The organism is Paenibacillus campi (assembly GCF_034659835.1).
GTDB classification, from domain to species: Bacteria; Bacillota; Bacilli; order Paenibacillales; family Paenibacillaceae; genus Saccharibacillus; species Saccharibacillus campi.
Map to the genome: position 1 here is coordinate 307,137 of NZ_JAXSQZ010000006.1, position 16,725 is coordinate 323,861.

Here is a 16,725-nt window from a genome sequence, read left to right on the forward strand (position 1 = left end):
GTCTACTCCTCATTTTCTGCCGCTGGGGTTGTGGTCACTTCCCCGGTAATTGCCTGTACATAATAAAAGGCTCCGCTTTCCAGTGCAATGCGCCATACCGGTACTGCGATATGGAAATTGTCACTGATCTTTTGTCCATAATAACCAAGCGTAATATCTTTAACGACCGCGCCTTCCGGCAGATCGTTTTCAATTAGTGTGCCTAGTGCAGTTGATGCCGACAAAATTTCCTGATTCGGCTTGCTTGCACGATCCTGCTCCAATGTAAAACGTGGGACAGTGTAAGAAATAATCTTCTGATTACTATAATACAGCTCCAGATTCATATTAAACAGGGGTAAATCGTTATTTAGTAGCGGATGCAACACAAAAATTCCCTGTTTAGCAATAAAAGCATCATATTGATATTGTCCGATATTCGGAATCTGTGAGGCAAGCTGCACAGCAAGCTCATCCTCATTAAAAATCAACTGGCTATCGACCGGGCGTTGCAGCGGGACAGGCTGGTTGCCGGATGATGCTGTACTCTGATATGGAATTGGCGCCAACATCGGCGTTTCGCGTGGAATTTGAGCGGTCACCTGAATGCGTTTATTTTCCAGTGCACGCTGCGCATTTTCACTGAGCGAAGCGATATCCAGGTTCGATTGAGCCTGATCGCGCACATCCATCCAGAGCTGGTAGCCCAATACGATATTCAGCAATAAAAAGGCACTGATCAGTACACTTTTGGCTCGTCCCCAATCCATCGTCTTCCTCCTGCCTGTCATCAGCCTGCTGCGGCTGTATTGTCGATTTGCTCGTTATGCATTGTTTATTATTCGTTAAACATAAAGCCTATTGCCGCCTGCCTCTGATGATGCGGACAGCGATAGGCTGTACTCATTCGTTTACGGTCAGAAATTGGGTGCTGCCATCTTGCAATTTAGCCATCCATACCGGCGTTAACACAATGACACCGTTGCCGAGTGAAGGGCGATATACAGGCGACAGATCAACAATTTGCTTGCTGGCTGGAATTTGTAGTTTGATCATTTGCAAAAGCTGTTGTCCAGCAGGCAGTTGGCGGATTTGTACAATGGAATGAATGCCTGTATCTTCATTTCCGTTGGCGGAAGCGGCTTTATTAGACGACTTTTGCACTGTCTGATTTGATGCCAAATAGAGCATCGAGCGCTCATACGTAGATACCGTATTACGCTCTACCGCCAGCCGGATATAACCAAATTTAAATTGATCGGTTTCTATAATCGGGTAGGAACCGTAATATTGACGGAATACAAAGCCATTTTTGTCACTGTTGCCTGTACCCATACTAAGTGTATACGTACCCGGCCATCCACCATGCTGATTGACAAAATCAACCGCTGACAGCACATTATCGCTCACATTGTTCGTACCGGATGTCGGTGCAGTCGGATCGGTATAGATCATCCAGCGTTGCCGGGTATCCACTTGCAAACTGCGCTTGCTATCGGTATAAATTTCCGTACCATTTTCCTCATTGATGTTACGTGTAGCACCTGGATCAAAAAACAGATTACGCTGCATTTGCTCGGTCGTCAAACTGTCCAGCTTTAACGTTACCGTTGCTGCTGCAATCGTTGTGCGCGGCAAATAATAACCGGCTGCCGTGTACTGATAACTAATGCCATTAGTGCCGAGCTGTACGCTACGGCTAATATCGTCGGCTTTTAGCTCCATATCGGTCGCTTCATAGACAACATCCCCGCTCGCACTAAAAAAGAACGCCCGTGTCGTACGATCATCCGGTGCCGTATACAGCCAAATCCGATTCACCGCATCGCCTTCAAACAGCGAATCCGGGTTAATGCGCATGCTGCGTTCCAGCAAACTGACCGGAATGCCGCTACTAAACAGCAGCTCGATCCCTTGATCGTTACGAATTTGGTTCCAGTCCATACTTTGCACCGATAAGCGGCGAAATTGACCGAAACTGCTTTTGCGTACCTGATTATAGATGGATGTATATTCGGATGAAGATGGATAGAAAAGCGTATGCCGATTACCGCCCATATGCACGATCATTTTATCAGGGAAAATCAAATTCTCGATACTGGAACGTGGCCCGATATCTTCTGCCTGCACATAACCGGCTTCCGAATTAACGACCGAATTGGCACCAGGCATACGATAAATCAGAAAATAACTCTGGATCAAACTGACGACAATAAGTGCGGCAAGCATGCCGGATTTGAGCTTTTCCTTCATGCGTCCACATTCCCTTCCTCATGCAGCGGTAACCGTACGGTGACGGTAGTGCCTCGATCAAGTTCGGACTCCAGTTCAATCGTACCGTTATGAGCGAACACTATTTCCTGGGCAATCGACAGTCCAAGCCCTGTTCCGCCCATATTGCGCGAGCGCGCTTTATCAACCCGATAAAACCGCTCAAAAATACGATGCAAATCCTGCTTTGGAATCCCCATACCTGTATCCTGAATTCGTAGCGCCAACATATCTTCATCCGGCGCACTGTAAGCGCCTAACGTAATGCTGCCGCCTTCCATCGTATATTTAAGCGCATTGGAGACGAGATTATCGAGCACCTGATCAATTTGATCGCGATCGATCCAGACGCTGCCAACACCTGGCTGCAAATCGATCGTGCATTCGATCTGTTTTTGCTTCATTTGCACATAAAAACGATCTGCCGTATCTTCCAACAATTCCAGCACATCGGTACGCTGTTTGCGCAGTGTCGCTTCGCTTGAATCAAGACGCGACAAATGTAGCAAATCGCTAACGAGCCGGATCATACGCTGTGTTTCGTTACGGATGACACCGATAAAGCGTTCCGCCAGCGCCCGTTCGTCCAATGCGCCATCTTCCAATGCTTCCGTATAACTTTTAATCGTTGTGAGCGGTGTACGTAGCTCATGCGATACATTGGCGACAAATTCGCGCCGTGCCGCTTCCAGCTTCTCTTGCTCGGTCACATCCTGCAATACGGCGATCACACCGCCTGCACCGCTATGCTCTTTGCGCCGATGCACCGGGCTAAATGTAACACGGACAACCGAGTTGCTGCCTTCTTCATGCGCATCCAGCTTCAAAATCGTCTGACGGAGCGTGCCGTGTTGCAGCTTCGTCTGCTCCGCTTCAGACAGCGGCAGTAAAACGGACAGCTCTTTACCGGATAGATGTGATTCGGTATCACCTAACATCGCGGCAGCGACGCGGTTCACCAAAATAATGCAGCCATGTTCATCGGTAGCGATCACACCATCGCTCATATTTTTCAAAATGGAGGCGAGCTTTTCCTTTTCCTCCTCATTTTGCGCGAGCGCATCACGTAATCGACTGGTCATATAGTTAAACGCTTCGCTAAGTTGACCGATCTCATCATTGCTGTACACGGTCATATGATGATCAAATTCCCCTTCAGCGACCTGTTTCGCCCGCCTGGTCATTTCTTTGATCGGCTGCGTAATCGTGTGCGCCAAAATAACACCGAGCACTGCCGTCATCCCGAGTGCAATCAATATGCCTGACAGAAAAATACCATTGATACGTTTCATCGTATCATACAGCTCTGCCATTGATGCCACGATATAAACCGCACCGACCGTGCGATTACCGCTAATGATCGGCTCGGCAACGACACGCTTGCGTTCACCTGTATCGTCGATAATATATTCTTCATTGTCTCTAATGCCTTGTAATGCACGGCTAACGACGGTTTGTGTATTACGGCGCGCCTCGGTGCCGGAATCGTTATTCATCGATGAAATCAAAATCCGTCCGCTCACATCCAATATTTGAATTTCCTGAATTTGTGTGCCGCTCATATTGTACAAATTGTCCACCATCAGCTTCAGATCGTTCACCGAGCTGGAAAATGTCTCCCCACTGCCTGACCATTTATCCGCCGCCAGCACCGATAATAGCTGTGCACGCTCTTGCAAATCTTGGGTAAAATTACTTGTGAGCGAGTTTTTCATCGCACTGACAAAATACACACCAATGAGCTGCATCGCAATCAAAATGAGCAGCACATAAATAATAATCAGCCGCGCCTGAATGGTGCGGCTGAAGCCGGATAACAGACGCAGCTTGCGCTTCACCTTACATGCCTCCCGCTTTCGGGCTGCGCATCATATAACCAAGCCCACGCCGAGTCAAAATATACTCCGGCTTGCTCGGATCGTCTTCGATCTTTTCGCGCAGACGGCGAATCGTCACATCGACAGTACGCACATCCCCAAAATATTCAAATCCCCATACCGCCTGCAACAGATGTTCACGGGTCATCACCCGACCTGCATTTTTAGCCATATAATAAACAAGTTCATATTCACGATGGGTCAGATCAAGCGGTTCGCCATCTTTGTACACCATATACATATCGGTATCGATAAACAGGCCGAACAGCGCCAACCCATTTTTCGGTTCATCCACTGTCGGTACAACAACGGCGGCTGTAACAGTGGGCTGTTTCTGACGGCGGCGCATATGGGCTTTCACTCGCGCCAGCAATTCACGCGTGCTGAACGGCTTAGTCACATAATCATCTGCCCCAAGCTCCAATCCGAGCACTTTATCGATCTCCGCATCTTTGGCGGTTAGCATAATGATCGGCATATCGAGCCGGGTTCGCACCTCACGGCACACATCCATACCATCTTTGCCGGGCAGCATCAGATCAAGCAGTATGAGATCAGGCTCCTCTGCAAATGCCTGCTCCACCGCACTAATACCATCAAAGGCACAGATGACTTCATAGCCTTCTTTTTCAAGATTAAATTTCAAAATATCGGCAATCGGTTGTTCATCGTCAACGACTAGTATTTTCCCCTGCATGGTGCTTCACCTCATAACGGCTTTGATTTTTTTATTTTATCATATTATGTAGACGTATTCTTGTGGGGGCGATGGAGAGCATTCATTAACATTGGAAATAAAAGCAAGTTTGCAACATATTACCGATCCACTCATTTAGAACTTATGTATACGGCATAGCACATAAAAAAATGGCCCACCCTTTTATGCATCAGATCAATTATGACCTGCTAAGCCGGGTGGGAACTGTTATCTATACTATGCTGCAACCTATATTCAATTTCAATACAATAGGCAACAATCTGACTCTGTTGGTCAAAAAGCTTTATAGTTATAGGAAATTGTTAATGCTCGCAACTATATGAATGTAGCTGCCGTTCATAACTGAAAACGAGACAAGCCACTACACTACCTTCTATCAACGCAAATACGATAACGGATTTTGCAACGCACCGCTACTATGCACTTCAAAATGCAAATGCCTACCAAACGAGTGACCCGTATTGCCCATCACACCGATATGTTGACCTTTCTCAACGACTGCACCATTGCTCACATCGATCTGATTCAGGTGACCGTACAATGTCTCATAGCCGTTGCGATGGTTAATAATGATCACATTACCGTAACCGGTCATCGTACCGGCATACGTAACGACACCATCATCGGCTGCCATAACAGACGAACTGCCGACGATATCGATCCCTTTATGCAATCGTCCCCAACGCTCACCAAACGGACTCGTTACGATAGCACCGCTAACCGGCCAAATAAAGTTACCGCTACCTTCACCGACAACAACCTTCGTGCCTTTAACGATAATTTTCGGTGATGATTCCTTCACAACTTCCTGACCTACCCATTCCTCGCGCAACACTTGACCGTTTGCTTTCACCACGCGATAATCGATCCGTTTCAAACCTTGTGCACCGGCAGAGATTACTTTGGACTCGCCTGCGCGCATATTATCGCTTTTGCGAATTTCCACATCCGGTTCGGTGACCACTTGCTCGGAATAATCTTCGACTGTCGTCACCGTAACCGGCGGCTGCGGCACCGTCAATGTCAGCTCATCCCCGATTTGCATCGAAGTTTCTTTGATGTCTGGATTATGAGCGAAAATTTCCTTTTGCGGAATATCGTAGCTGGCTGCGATCGAGCTAATCGTATCGCCCTCGCGTACTGTATATTTCAGCGGCGCTTCCACACCGGTCAACATCACTTTAGCGAGCTGCTTGCTGCTAAGCAGCTTTTGCGGATTCGCTTTGATCGGATTGGCGGTGACCTTTTGATTAATTTTAACCGATTCGAGCTTGTTTACCTTTTTGCTGTAAGCATAACTCTGCGCCAGTTTTTTGACCGAGCTTTTGTTCATATTGATCGCTGCTGTCTCGGCTTTTTGCGTGTATGTTTTTTCGACGATATGCAGTGCAGCATCGATCGTTGCTTGATCTTTGGCGACCCCGATCGCTTTACCGCCGACCGTTACTTCAACGCCTTTAGCATAAGCGGTCAGCATTTTATCAAGCTGCTGTAGCGTGCTTTTGGAATTAACTTGCGCTTTGAACGCTTTTTCTTCGGTCGTCGTAATGCCATTTGTGTTCAGCACCATATTCGCATTTGGATATTTTTGCTGATAAGCGGCACGCTTTTGTTGAAACAGTTGATCCAGCTCCGACTTATGCAAAATGCTGCCGATCGCTTGCCCTTTGACTGACACGACATAATAAGGAACCGTGTTCGCTGTCACATAATGATTCCCCGCCAAAACAAGCCCGCCTGCTACTACAACGCTGCCCATCACGACCAGCAAACGACGACGCACTTTGTTTTTCCCCTGACGCAGATGATCAACTGTGATCGTATACCATTTGTTTGACTGTGTATCCTGCTCCCCTGCCGGTGACTGTGCCTGTTGTTGTGGCTCAGTCTTGGAATGTTGTTGCGGCAGATTAGCTTCCCCTTTTCCTTTCAAACTTTTCATGACCGTCTCCTTTTGCTGTTCATGCTAAAATTCAATCCTCATGTCCCGTTCCTTATCCATCTAAGCGCGATTAGTAGTAAAATGAAATTCCACCAAAATTATTAAAATCTGTCATATAAAAGTGTCAAAAAATTAACCTTTTTAACTCCCCGTTTACTTTACCATAATCCCTGCTACAGTTTCAACTTTACAATTCATATAACAGCTCTTATTCTGTTCCAATCCCGCCCTCATCCGTACATCACAAAAAGGCATCCCATCGGGATGCCTTTCATAGCACAATGAATATTGTTACGGGTCATTTCTATATTCAATCATATGAGCAGCACGGATATGGAGACGAGTTATAGCGACGATCGTCGGTCTGCCGCCTATGACTGTACAGTAACCGGAAAATACTGTAACAGCTAATCGATCTACTCCATTTCGACCTGATCAGTAGCGTTATAAATTAAGTGTAAATTGGCGCAACTTGATTCGTCTGCTCACGGTTACGACCAACCGAGAAGATTGCGATCGGAATACCAGTCAGCTCGGAGACACGATTCACATAGTTGCGCGTCGTTGCAGGCAATTGTTCCAGCGTTTTCACACCGGTAATATCTTCGCTCCAACCCGGCATTTCTTCGTATACCGCTTCACAGTCAGCCAGATGTTTCAGGCTTGCCGGATAGTGCGTAATAAATTCGCCTTTGTATTTGTAACCTGTACAGATTTTTACAGTGTCCAGACCGGTCAGTACATCGAGCGAGTTCAAAGACAGACCAGTAATTCCGCTCACACGGCGCGCATGGCGTACAACGACCGTATCGAACCAGCCTACACGACGTGGACGCCCTGTAACCGTGCCATACTCATGACCTTTTTCACGAATCGTATCACCGATTTCATTATGCAGCTCGGTTGGGAATGGGCCATCGCCAACACGGGTTGTATAAGCTTTGGCTACGCCGATCACTTGCTGAATACGCGCAGGGCCTACACCGGAACCGATGCATACACCACCTGCGGACGGGTTGGACGATGTAACAAATGGATACGTACCTTGGTCGATATCGAGCATTACACCTTGTGCACCTTCAAACAGCACTTTTTTGCCGTCATCGATCGCATCGTTTAGCACAACCGACGTATCGCGCACGTACGGACGCAGCGTTTCGGCATAACCGAGATAGTCAGACAAAATTTGCTCTACATCAACCGGCTCACCGCCGTATACTTGCGTAATGACCTGGTTTTTCTCTTTGACGAGATGGCGCAGCTTTTGCTCAAACTCTTGTGCATCCATCAGATCAGCGATCCGAATACCGACGCGGGAAGCTTTGTCCATATAACAAGGGCCGATCCCTTTACCGGTTGTACCGATTTTGTTCGGGCCTTTGCGTTCTTCTTCCAACAGATCAAGCACCATATGATATGGTAAAATGACATGCGCACGATCGCTAATCGACAGATTTTTCGTCGAAAATCCGTTTTCATGCACATAGTTGATCTCATCGATCAATGCAGCCGGGTTGATGACCATACCGTTACCGATTACACAGGCTTTATCTTCATAGAAAATACCGGATGGTACCATCGTCAATTTATATTTTTTCTCATTAATCAAAATCGTATGTCCAGCATTATTACCGCCTTGATAACGTGCAACAACGTCCGCACTCTCCGAAAGATAGTCGGTAATTTTACCTTTGCCTTCGTCTCCCCATTGTGTTCCCACAACGACTACAGTTGACATATTCATTCCTCCGTAGGTGTATGTACACCGTATATTTGCGCTGTCGCTTTCTGCATTAGCGGCTTACCTGCTTGGCATCAACGCCACAACCGGCTCACCAGCGCTACAAAAACACAGCATGAAACCTCCTTGCGAGGAACGGCTAGGCAAATGCAAGCATACAAACCGTTTTCGCGGGCGGAAGTTCGTCCCATTGCGGTAAAAGATCAGTCGCTTTCCGATCTGACAGCATACTTACATCCATAAGCACTATTGCGCTTTACCGCAGCATTTACAGTGTAACAGGACAATTTTTTAAAGTCAAATGAAAAGCGAACGATAACATGATGTAAAATTATCATCGTTCGGAAATTGTTGATAGAAAGTGAAGTAATGTGATTGTAAAAATTATATTCTTTATATTTAACCAAGTTTTACTAAGTATAGAAATACAAAAGGGTATAGTGATATTCTTAATGTTTAAGAACATCACTATACCCTTAAAATAAACAAGACTAGCGCACGGCAGCTCCTAGACAGAACCACAAAGCCAGTCTTATTTAAAGATTAACACTGTATATGCAATTCGTCAATTTCTGTATCAAATTAGAAATTTTCGTGGTAGTTTATATATTCCTTGCAATTGTCGGTCTCCAAGTGGTGATGGAACTAAACATGTACGAGATTGAATGATATAATACATTTCCGTAATCCAAGCAGAAAAAGAATCTAATTCTATCGCATCAATACAATGTTCATAATAATGTCTGATAATACCTGCACACAAGTCAGCAAGTTGTATACTTTCTTCCACTTTAGAACTTACAAAAAAGGCTGACTCTATAATAGAACTACAATTATTTCCTTCTCCAGAACGAAATAAATAATTTTTCATTTTATTAGAAATCAGCTTGTCATTTCCTTCATTTTGAGAATCAAAGCTTACAATGCATTTTTTACCGCGAATAGTAGAATAACCATTTATACGTTGCAAAAGAAATCGATAATGATTAGGGAATGTATCATTAGAAGTTAATAATGGAGTAGAAATCTGATCCATTACGATAGCAAAAATTTTTAAGTTTAATGTAGTATTTATAACTTCATGAACTACACGATCAGCAAAATTTTTGTTATTTATATTGCGTGTTAGAGACTTAGGTTTTAATACATTTACAGCTTTAAGTTCTACATCATTTTCTCCAAAGATATCTAGCTTTATTTTATACATTTTTTGCATTATAGATCGCACTTCTTCTTTTGGAATACAAACTGCTGCTAAAACTGGATTTTTAGTACTGTCTTTAGGATGCGGTAAACCGCTCTCATCTATGTAAGCTATAATGATAACTCTCCTTTCCTTTACAAATACGTTCACATACATTTTAAAAATCAAAAAATCATTAGAAGTACTATTTATAACTACAATTTGTTTTAAATAGTACCCTAATGATTTTGATTTTACCCTATAAACATATCCGACTGGACACGCTCATAATTAACGAATTTATTAAAGTTTTTCAAAAACACCAATTCGACCGTACCGACCGGGCCATTACGCTGTTTGGCGATAATGATCTCGATAATGTTTTTTTTCTCGGTGTCCTGATTGTAATAATCGTCCCGATACAGAAATGATACGATATCCGCATCTTGCTCAATCGATCCGGATTCCCGCAAGTCAGACATCATCGGACGCTTGTCTTGACGTTGCTCGACCCCGCGGCTAAGCTGTGACAGTGCGATGACCGGCACATGCAGCTCACGGGCGATCTGTTTTAGCGTACGCGAAATTTCGGATACTTCCTGCTGCCGGTTCTCACCTGCTTTACCGCGACCGGAGATCAACTGTAAGTAGTCGATCACGATCATGCCAAGCCCTTTTTCCTTTTTCAGACGACGGCATTTGGCACGAATTTCGGATACGGTAATGCCAGGCGTATCATCGATATAAATGTCCGATTCAGACAATGAGGCGATGCCCATCGTCAGCTTCATCCAGTCTTCTTCCTTAAATTCACCCGTACGCATGACGCTTGCGTCCAAATTCGCCTCCGCACAAATCATACGCTGTACAAGTTGTGCCGCCGACATCTCCAGGCTGAAAATAGCGACCGTCTCTTTGGCACGTACAGCGACGTTTTGCGCGATATTGAGCGCAAACGCCGTTTTCCCTACCGATGGACGTGCCGCGACGATAATCAAGTCACTGCGCTGGAAACCGGCAGTCATTTTGTCCAGATCGATAAAGCCAGTCGGAATACCGGTCGTATTGCCGCTATTCTCACTTAGCATTTCCACCCGCTCGAACACTTCCATCAACACATCACGAATAGCGATAAAGCCGCTGCCACTGCGCCGATTGGAAATTTCGAGAATTTTGCGCTCGGCATCGCCCAGCATACTGCCCACATCTTCGCCACCGGTATACCCTTCGCTGACGATCTGTGTTGCTGTCCGAATGAGTCGCCGCAGCATCGATTTTTCTTCAATAATCTGTGCGTAATAATCTACGTTGGCTGCTGTCGGTACAGCATTAGCCAGTTTGGCTAAATAGCTAACACCGCCAACATCCTCAAGCTGCCCGCGATCTTGCAACAGGGATGTTAATGTAATCAGGTCAATCGGCTGATTTTCTTCTCCCAGATTGACCATAGCTTCATAGATCAATTGATGGGATTTGTCGTAAAAGTCTTCGGTGTCAATGCGCTCCATGACGCTGATCAATGCTTCTGATTGCAGCAATACCGCACCCAGAACCGCCTGTTCAGCTTCCAGATTTTGCGGTGGGACTCGGTCGTAAAATATTTCGCCGCCCATGCTTATTCCTCTGTAACTTGGACTTTAAGCGTCGCTTTCACTTCCGGATGTAGTTTGACCGTTACTTGCGTCACACCTAACGTACGGATTGGCTCATCCAGCTCAATTTTGCGCTTGTCGATTTTGTGGCCTTGTTTAGCTAGCGCTTCTGCAATTTGTTTGCTCGTAATGGCGCCAAACAAACGACCAGCTTCACCGGATTTGGCTTTCAATTGTACCGTAAGCTCCTCCAGCGTTTTGCCTAGCTCCTGAGCAGCTTCTTTTTCCTCTTGTTTGTGACGCTCAACCGCCGCATGCTGTGTTTCCAAAATTTTAATATTACCGCCGGTTGCCGGTTTGGCATGACCATTTTTAATTAGAAAGTTTTGTGCATAACCGTCGGATACTTCTTTAACCTCGCCTTTTTTACCTGTTCCTTTAACATCTTTTAACAAAATGACTTTCATTCGAATAACCCCTCTTCCTCATTCATTTGATTCAATACGTCCAGCAAACGCGCTTCAGCGTCTGCAATATTGCCTTCGAGCTGTGCAGCAGCATTCGTCAAATGACCACCGCCACCTAGCCGTTCCATCACAACCTGTACATTCATTTTGCCCATCGAACGGGCGCTAATGCCAATTAAGCCATCCATCCGCTCGCTAATGACAAACGACGCATACACATTGTTCATATTCAGCAGCGAATCCGCCACCTGTGCAATGAGTAACTGTGACACCTGTTGACCAGATGCGGTTACCGCTAGCGCGATATGTTCATGAATGATGCGCGTCTGCCGAATAATTTCCGATTTGGCGATATATTCGGACAAATCCTCTTTCATCATCTGCTGTACCATTACCGTATCGGCACCGTTGCGGCGCAAAAAGCCTGCCGCTTCGAATGTACGCGACCCGGTATGCAGTGCAAAATGCTTCGTATCGACCGTAATACCCGCCAGCAGTGACGTCGCTTCCAATGTCGTAAACTGCACTTTATCATGAATATATTGCAATAGCTCGGTCACCAGCTCACAGGTCGATGATGCATACGGCTCCAAATAGACGAGCACTGCCTCATTGATAAATTCCTCGCCCCGGCGGTGATGATCAACGACGACGACACGACGCGCGCGTTCCACCAGCTTTGGCTCAATCGTCATCGACGCTTTATGCGTATCGACGACGACCATCAATGTACGTTCGGTCATAATGCTGAGCGCTTCCTCCGGCGTAATAAAACGTACTGACAGTCGATCATCATTGTTAATGCGCTCCATCATACGCTCAATCGACGGATTGACACCGTCCAGCACGATATACGCTTCAACCTCATACATATCCGCTGCCTTGAGCATCCCGATGCAAGCACCAACGACGTCCATATCCGGAATTTTATGCCCCATCACTAACACTTGATCGCTATCCAGCATCAGATCGCGCAGCGCATGCGCAATTACACGCGCACGCACCCGTGTACGCTTCTCAATCGCATTTGATTTGCCGCCGTAAAACGATAAACGCTGCTCGGCACGCACAGCCGCCTGATCACCACCGCGTCCAAGCGCCATATCGAGACTCGATTGCGCCAGCTCGCCCAGCTCGCTGATCGTCTGTGTACCGAAGCCAATGCCGATACTAAGCGTGAGCGGAACTTTCAAATCTGCCGTCATCTCACGTACTTCATCCAAAATGACAAATCGGCTCTGCTCCAACTCACGCAGCGATTTGCGATCAAGCAGTAGCAAATAGCGTTCCGATGACAGACGGCGCACATAAATACGGTACGTTTTCGCCCAATCGGTAATACGCGTCGCTACGCGTGCAATCAGACTGGCACGCTGCTGATCGTCCATCCCTTGTGAAGCTTCATCAAAGTTATCGAGCAGCACAACGCCAATCGCCAGCCGCTCATTTTCATACCGATCACGCAAACCGGCAAATTCGGTCACATCTTGCACATAAATGAGTCGCTCATCCGTCAACACGATACATTGCAATGTGCGATTGGCATGGGTTAGCTCAAAACGTACTTCTTTGATCGCACTTTTATCACGGGATGCTTCTTTACGAGCGTCCAGCGCCTTTTTATAGTACTCCTGAAAATCTTGAAAGCATTCGTCAAGCGGCGAACCGACCAACGTCTTGCGACCAAACAGACCAGCGATATAACGGTTATGCCATTCAATCGAAAACTTGTTGTCATACAAAACAAGACCAAACGGAAGCGTACTGACCGCTTCTTCTTCGACACGCCGAATACGAAACGACAAACCGGCAATGTATTCATCCAATTCACGACGAAAGGCAAGCTCTGAACGAACCAGAATCGCCGCGAACACGGCGACCGCACATAGCGCCACCAGCCCGACGATCCAATTGAACCAGGAGAGCACGATCACAAGTACGAGCATGAGCAGTGATGCCCATACTGACCGGTATCCGTGCCAGCGGTTTAGCAAAAAATTAGGCATCATTCATCACCCTTACCGTTTCGATCTCGTAATATACTCGCGGAGCGGAAATGCTAGATCAATAATGCCGATAATCCGCAGTGGCGGAATGAGCATGACAACGATCGACAGCACAAAGGGCAGGAAAGAACCCCATTTCCGATAGTTCGCCCAGAAAAATACAAAGCCAATCGTCTGGATCGTAAACGCCAGATGCACTAGCGGCATAAAGTTTAATACAATCGCGGCAAGCACACCGGTAATATTCGCACGCGCAATAATTTCTAGAAATACAGCGATCAAATAATACCAAATGAGCGAGCGCGGCAAACGCCAGTCACGCGCCGGTTTCAGACGCGGTACCGAATAGCCCATACTTTCCAAAAGCGGACGCGAAATCGCATGCGTAATGATCGCCATCGTAAAGGAGGCAATAATGAGTCCGCTCGGAATGAGCGTTAGCGTATAATTGCTCAGCCCGATAATATACTCCGGTGTTAGCACATCGCTCAGATCATTGTTCACATCCGCCATCGCACGCAGCGGCGTGATTGCAATTTCGATCACATCACGCACATACTGACCGAGACTGAAATGGAATACGGTAGTCGCAATTAGCAACAATACGAGCAGTTCCAGCAATGTCGTCAATCCACCGGCAAAAATAATCCGTAATGCAGGTGTGAATTTTTTGTACATCCTGCCCATTACAATGCCCGGGATCATAAAAAACAATCCGAGCAACGGTAAAAACAAGCCCGCATGTCCGGCAAAAATCAAGGCGATCAGCCATACCGGAATCATATGCATAATGAATTGGCGCAAGGTCAATGTTGAATACAGCACGACGATGGGTACGATGAGAAATAGCATACCGATGACTCTGACAGATGTTATTAAAGATAGCAGCAGGAGCAGATATGCAACACTCCAAGCTATGGATGTCCAGCGCAGTTTCAAACGATTCACCTCTTACGCACAAGTTGTTCGGCATCGCTAAAAAAGATTTACTCATAATTATAGCATAGACAAAGGCACGGACGCACGGATTTATACAGCGGGTTATGTCTCCTACTTTAGCTGCCGGAGATGCGGTTTTTGTCAGCAGCATATTCGCCGCCACGTACAAATTGCTCACAATATTCGATAATCTGACTCCGGCGCACGATGCCGATAAAACGGTTCATATCGTCAACGACCGGCACAAAGTTTTGTACTTTGGCAAGATTAATCAAGTCTTCCATATTGGCATCAATCGATACCGCTTTGTCATCTCGCTTTAACGGAATTTCCGACAATAGAAACTTTGAAGCATTTTCAAACGTGACCTTGCCACCGGAATTTTTCATAAACCAGAGCAGGTCCCCTTCCGTAATCGTACCGACGTACTTTCCGTTCTTATCCAGCATCGGAATTGATGTATAGCGGTGGTATTCCATCCGTTCCAGCGTCTGGCGCAGCGTCGAATTAAGGGTAACGCAAACGACCTCCTGCTTGGGCAGCAGAAAAAACGCGATATTCATGAACAAACTTCCTCCTCGTCGTATTACGCCTTCAGGCTCCACAATCGAGCCTGGTGCAGCAAAGAATGACTCCATGTAGCGACAGTACAGCGTATGACTAACGTCTGCGCTAGCTCTATCGCAGTAGATCGATATCGTGCCGTATGGCAAGTGACGATGCTTCTTTTCTATTTTAAGCGATAAACAGATTACAATAAAGCAAGTTGTCCAAGTTAGCGTACTTCCGACGCTGGCGTCGCCGCTTCCGCACCGCCTTCAGCGGCTTCGCGGCTTGGTACGGACGGCGCTGCATCCGGCCCTTCCTTGCTCATCCAATCATCGATCAGTTGTTTGGCTTCTTTTAATTCATCTTCATGCGGCATATCGTAATACACACCATCGATCTTTTTGCCGTCACCTGCGATCGTAAATGAAGTCACTTCCGGCTCGCCAGTTCGCAGCAACTGACTGACGATTCCGGTCAATTGCTCAGGACGCATATCGGTTTTAAAATTATTGCCCATAATCGTAAGCAGCTCTGGCACGCGATCAAGCTGCTTTAATTGAAACGCCTGATCCGCCATCGCCTGCAAAAAAATCTGCTGCCGTTTTGTACGATTAAAATCGCTATCCTCACGGTAACGCACATAATAAAGCGCTTCCTGTCCCGAATAGATCGGTTTGTTCGCTTTGACGGTAAACTGCTCATGATTCGGATCACGGTTCACAATATCTTTGTCGATCGGCAGTTTCACCCCACCAAGCGCGTCGACGGCATCGACTAGACCGTGAAAATTAATCGACGCATAATAATTCAGCTTTTCGTCTAGAAAATGCTCAACCGTATCCATCGTCATTTTGATACCACCAAATGCATAAGCATGATTGATCTTGTCCATCCGACCGCGCCCGACAATTTCGGTATACGTATCACGCGGAATCGAAATGAGCAAAATGCGATTGTCCAGCGGTCGCACCACAGCATAAATAAGCGTGTCCGAACGTGCCCGCTCGTTCTCACGCTGATCACTGCCGACGAGCAAAATCGAGAACGGTTCCGTCATTACTACAGCCGGGGTCGTCTCTTGCTGTTCGCCACCAATTTGACGTACAGGCTGATACGTCTGCTGAAGCTGAGATTGCAGTGAATCGGCAACAAACCAGTCAAACATGGTCGCTGAAATTGGCTTCCACCATATCCACAAACTCGCGACTAACACGATGCACGTTGCCGCGATTCCAGACGCTATTTTTTGCTTTCTTGTCATTGTCCCATTCCTCATTTCAGGCAGGCGTATGTTTTCAATTCATTAAACGTAAGATGCGCACACTGACACAAATTGTGTGACTTTACCCACCAACTTCAGTGTGGCGGATGATCGGCATCATTGCAAGTGTTTTGGCGAATCAGGCGTGCATACTTGCCTTCTTTTCACAAACGCTGCTTACAACGTCACATTCCTTTTGC

Annotated in this window: 13 protein-coding genes; all 13 read right to left on the reverse strand. The window is 46.4% G+C overall.

Going from position 1 to position 16,725, the window contains the following annotated elements:
* Positions 1–2: 2 nt before the first annotated feature.
* Positions 3–749: a two-component system regulatory protein YycI gene (gene yycI / locus U1I11_RS15930; protein WP_322907131.1), complete on the reverse strand. Its 747-nt coding sequence runs from the start codon at positions 747–749 to the stop codon at positions 3–5.
* Positions 750–882: 133 nt separating this feature from the next.
* Positions 883–2,232 (reverse strand): YycH family regulatory protein, encoded by a 1,350-nt coding sequence (locus U1I11_RS15935; RefSeq protein ID WP_322907132.1) that lies wholly within the window; start codon positions 2,230–2,232, stop codon positions 883–885.
* Complete coding sequence (walK, locus tag U1I11_RS15940; protein WP_322907177.1) at positions 2,229–4,076, reverse strand: cell wall metabolism sensor histidine kinase WalK; 1,848 nt, start codon at positions 4,074–4,076, stop codon at positions 2,229–2,231. Before walK ends, U1I11_RS15935 begins: the two co-directional genes overlap by 4 nt.
* Positions 4,077–4,089: 13 nt before the next feature.
* Complete coding sequence (gene yycF, locus U1I11_RS15945; protein ID WP_322907133.1) at positions 4,090–4,824, reverse strand: response regulator YycF; 735 nt, start codon at positions 4,822–4,824, stop codon at positions 4,090–4,092.
* 397 nt (positions 4,825–5,221) lie between these two features.
* Positions 5,222–6,787 carry a peptidoglycan DD-metalloendopeptidase family protein gene (locus U1I11_RS15950; RefSeq protein WP_322907134.1) on the reverse strand — a complete coding sequence of 522 codons (1,566 nt, stop codon included), beginning with the start codon at positions 6,785–6,787 and terminating at the stop codon, positions 5,222–5,224.
* 451 nt (positions 6,788–7,238) lie between these two features.
* Positions 7,239–8,525: an adenylosuccinate synthase gene (locus U1I11_RS15955; protein WP_322907135.1), complete on the reverse strand. Its 1,287-nt coding sequence runs from the start codon at positions 8,523–8,525 to the stop codon at positions 7,239–7,241.
* Positions 8,526–9,105: 580 nt separating this feature from the next.
* Positions 9,106–9,882, reverse strand: a complete 777-nt coding sequence (locus U1I11_RS15960; RefSeq protein ID WP_322907136.1) for a DUF3800 domain-containing protein — start codon at positions 9,880–9,882, stop codon at positions 9,106–9,108.
* Positions 9,883–9,965: 83 nt separating this feature from the next.
* Positions 9,966–11,324 carry a replicative DNA helicase gene (gene dnaB, locus U1I11_RS15965; RefSeq protein ID WP_322907137.1) on the reverse strand — a complete coding sequence of 453 codons (1,359 nt, stop codon included), beginning with the start codon at positions 11,322–11,324 and terminating at the stop codon, positions 9,966–9,968.
* A 2-nt stretch (positions 11,325–11,326) separates the two neighbouring features.
* Positions 11,327–11,770, reverse strand: a complete 444-nt coding sequence (gene rplI / locus U1I11_RS15970; protein WP_322907138.1) for a 50S ribosomal protein L9 — start codon at positions 11,768–11,770, stop codon at positions 11,327–11,329.
* Positions 11,767–13,776, reverse strand: a complete 2,010-nt coding sequence (locus U1I11_RS15975) for a DHH family phosphoesterase (protein WP_322907178.1) — start codon at positions 13,774–13,776, stop codon at positions 11,767–11,769. Before U1I11_RS15975 ends, rplI begins: the two co-directional genes overlap by 4 nt.
* 12 nt (positions 13,777–13,788) lie before the next feature.
* Positions 13,789–14,724 carry a DUF2232 domain-containing protein gene (locus U1I11_RS15980; RefSeq protein ID WP_322907139.1) on the reverse strand — a complete coding sequence of 312 codons (936 nt, stop codon included), beginning with the start codon at positions 14,722–14,724 and terminating at the stop codon, positions 13,789–13,791.
* A gap of 107 nt (positions 14,725–14,831) precedes the next feature.
* A complete protein-coding gene (locus U1I11_RS15985; protein WP_322907140.1) occupies positions 14,832–15,278 on the reverse strand; it encodes a CBS domain-containing protein in 447 nt (148 codons plus the stop codon).
* A 212-nt stretch (positions 15,279–15,490) separates the two neighbouring features.
* Positions 15,491–16,525, reverse strand: coding sequence for an LCP family protein (locus U1I11_RS15990; RefSeq protein WP_322907141.1), 1,035 nt, complete (start codon positions 16,523–16,525; stop codon positions 15,491–15,493).
* Positions 16,526–16,725: the final 200 nt, after the last annotated feature.